This is a genomic window from Natrialba asiatica DSM 12278 (assembly GCF_000337555.1).
Classification (GTDB): domain Archaea; phylum Halobacteriota; class Halobacteria; order Halobacteriales; family Natrialbaceae; genus Natrialba; species Natrialba asiatica.
In genome coordinates, this window is the sequence record NZ_AOIO01000006.1 from 1 (window position 1) to 2,305 (window position 2,305).

The 2,305-nt window shown below is 51.8% G+C and carries 1 protein-coding gene; it reads left to right on the forward strand.

Translation table 11 applies throughout. From position 1 onward, the window contains the following. Positions 1 to 937: 937 nt before the first annotated feature. The gene (locus C481_RS01665) at positions 938 to 1,939 is read left to right on the forward strand and encodes a hypothetical protein (protein ID WP_006107076.1); all 1,002 of its coding nucleotides are present in this window, start codon (positions 938 to 940) and stop codon (positions 1,937 to 1,939) included. Positions 1,940 to 2,305 lie beyond the last annotated feature (366 nt).

Sequence of the window (2,305 nt, forward strand, 5' to 3'; positions counted from 1 at the left end):
ACGTATCGGTGAGTACTGGAGTGAGAGATCCTCTGGGAAACTCGATTCGCCGCCTCCACTCATACTTCCACTCAATAGCCCCACACAGCCGCTGCTGTGTGGGGCATTTTATATTTCGTAATTGTACAGCGTCGTAAACACACCTTTACAAACACGATTAAGAATAAACTCCTCCAACGTTTCAGAGGTTGTCTATTGGTGATAGAACTAATATTTGATTATTGGTTAGACGAATGAATCGGTTGTCAATGATTTCTTCAGCTTCCTCCTATTCATAGCAGCTTGGAGACTAATAGACAATACCTGCTATTTTATAACTTGAATCCAGATTTTCACCCTATGTATGGTGTTGTCTAGTTGGTGTAAGAGCAGTAATATCCGACGCCAAATAAACTTTCCTTTAGTTTCATCCGAGGTGACATTCGATAGTGAATGGTCGAGTTCAAAAATCGTCCGGACTACAAGAACCGGACCGTCCGATTTTGGGAGATCGCCATTGAGTGTAGCTCGGAGGAACGTTTCGATCGAAGAAATAATTCGACTCCATAATAGAAGAAACGTAGTAGGGATTAGAACAAAGACAACTGTGCTTACGGGTGTACAGCTGTAATCCCTGGCCGAATACGCCGAACGTTTCGAACTGAGAAACGCGGACACGAAACCAGGATCCTGAACGAGCGGGTAATGTATTCGTTGTTGCTGAGTGGCACTGACGGATGGCATATCGTCCATTATACCAATACCCGATGGGCATCGTATGAGAGGCGTCCGTTGCGAGGTGACATGGATTCTCACAGTGATCCGTGAGCATCGCGTTCATGGTGTAATTCCTTACGAATACCGCTAAGCTGTGTGGTGTGACGATTTGAGTGCGTTAAGCGGCGATACATAGCGTGTATCCAAAGAGTAACATATAACGAGTTATTCTGTGAGCTAGATGCGTGAACAAGGCACAAGCTACTTCGGTGTCCGTGATATCGACCATGTTGAGTCCGATCTCGACCGATTCCACGAACGCGGGTTAAACGCTGTGTTGCACACCTTTAGCGAGCGCGATCGCGAGTATTATATGGAGACGATGGCCGACATAGTATCGGCGAGTCACGATCGAGATATGCGGGTATACGTCAATCCGTGGGCTGTTGGACGTGTTTTCGGTGGTGAGGCACTCTCCGAGTTCATCGGACGACATCCGGAGAGTTGTCAGGTTCTTTCGACGGGGGAGCGGATCCCGGCGGCGTGTTTTAACGACGCGAGGTTTCGGACGTATATGCGCGAGTGGGCGACGGATGCGGCTGAGATCGGGGCTGACGTGCTCTTCTGGGATGAACCGCACTGGTACATTCCGGAATGGTTCGACGACGAACTTCCCGAAGGTGCCTGGACCTGTCGGTGTGAGTCCTGCCAAGAATTGTATGAAGACGACTATGGTGAGGAAATGCCGGCGGCCAGGACGGACCGGATCGACGAGTTCCGTGAACAATCGTTGCTGTCGTTTCTCGAGGATATGATGAGTCACACGAGGAATCGTGGTTGTCAGAACGCGGTCTGTTTGTTACCGAGCAAGGATGCCGAACACGGTCTCAGTGAGTGGAAGGACCTCGCGTCGTCCGAGTTCCTCGATATACTCGCTACTGACCCATACTGGGGCGTGCACGGGGAGGAGAGCGAGGCGTTCGTCTCGTCGTTTACCGGTACCGTCGTCTCGTTAGCAGCGGAGTACGATCTCGACAGTCAGATCTGGATTCAGGGGTTCCGACTGAGTGGAGACGAAGCGACAATCGCAGATGTGAGGGCAGCGACCCGTGCGGCGGTTGACGGCGGTGTGGATAGCGTCTTTCTGTGGGGATACGACGGTTGTCGGTCGATTTCGAGCATCGCCTGTGCCGAACCGGAAGCAGTGTGGAACGCGTATCTCGATGAGTTACCGGTGGTGTAGTCTTACACGACTTCCCGTCATCGATGTATGCTCGAGTGTCCGAGAGTATGAGAACCGTCTGTATCCGTCTCAGACGTTTTGTTCCGCGGCTTCGGATATCAGCGTGACTATGCGGTATTTCGCGGCCAAAATTCGTAGAGAGGCGTTCATTGAGCCGTTTCGGCACGGCACTTCCGGACCGAACTAGCTGGTGCTAGTCAAGAGAAGGGGATCGAGTGTCAGGTCGGCCCGCCCTCGAAGTCAGCGTAGATTTCCGAGAATTCTCCGCCGGGATCGTTGTAGAGTGCCCAGTAGGACAGGTGTCCCATGCCCCGTTCGTTGGCGAAGGCGACGATATCGGCGGCAACGTCGGTTGTAATCGAACCC

Bases quoted from the DNA above. Each gene is read 5' to 3' on its own strand.
- C481_RS01665 (WP_006107076.1), top strand. From the start codon at position 938: ATGCGTGAACAAGGCACAAGCTACTTCGGTGTCCGTGATATCGACCAT.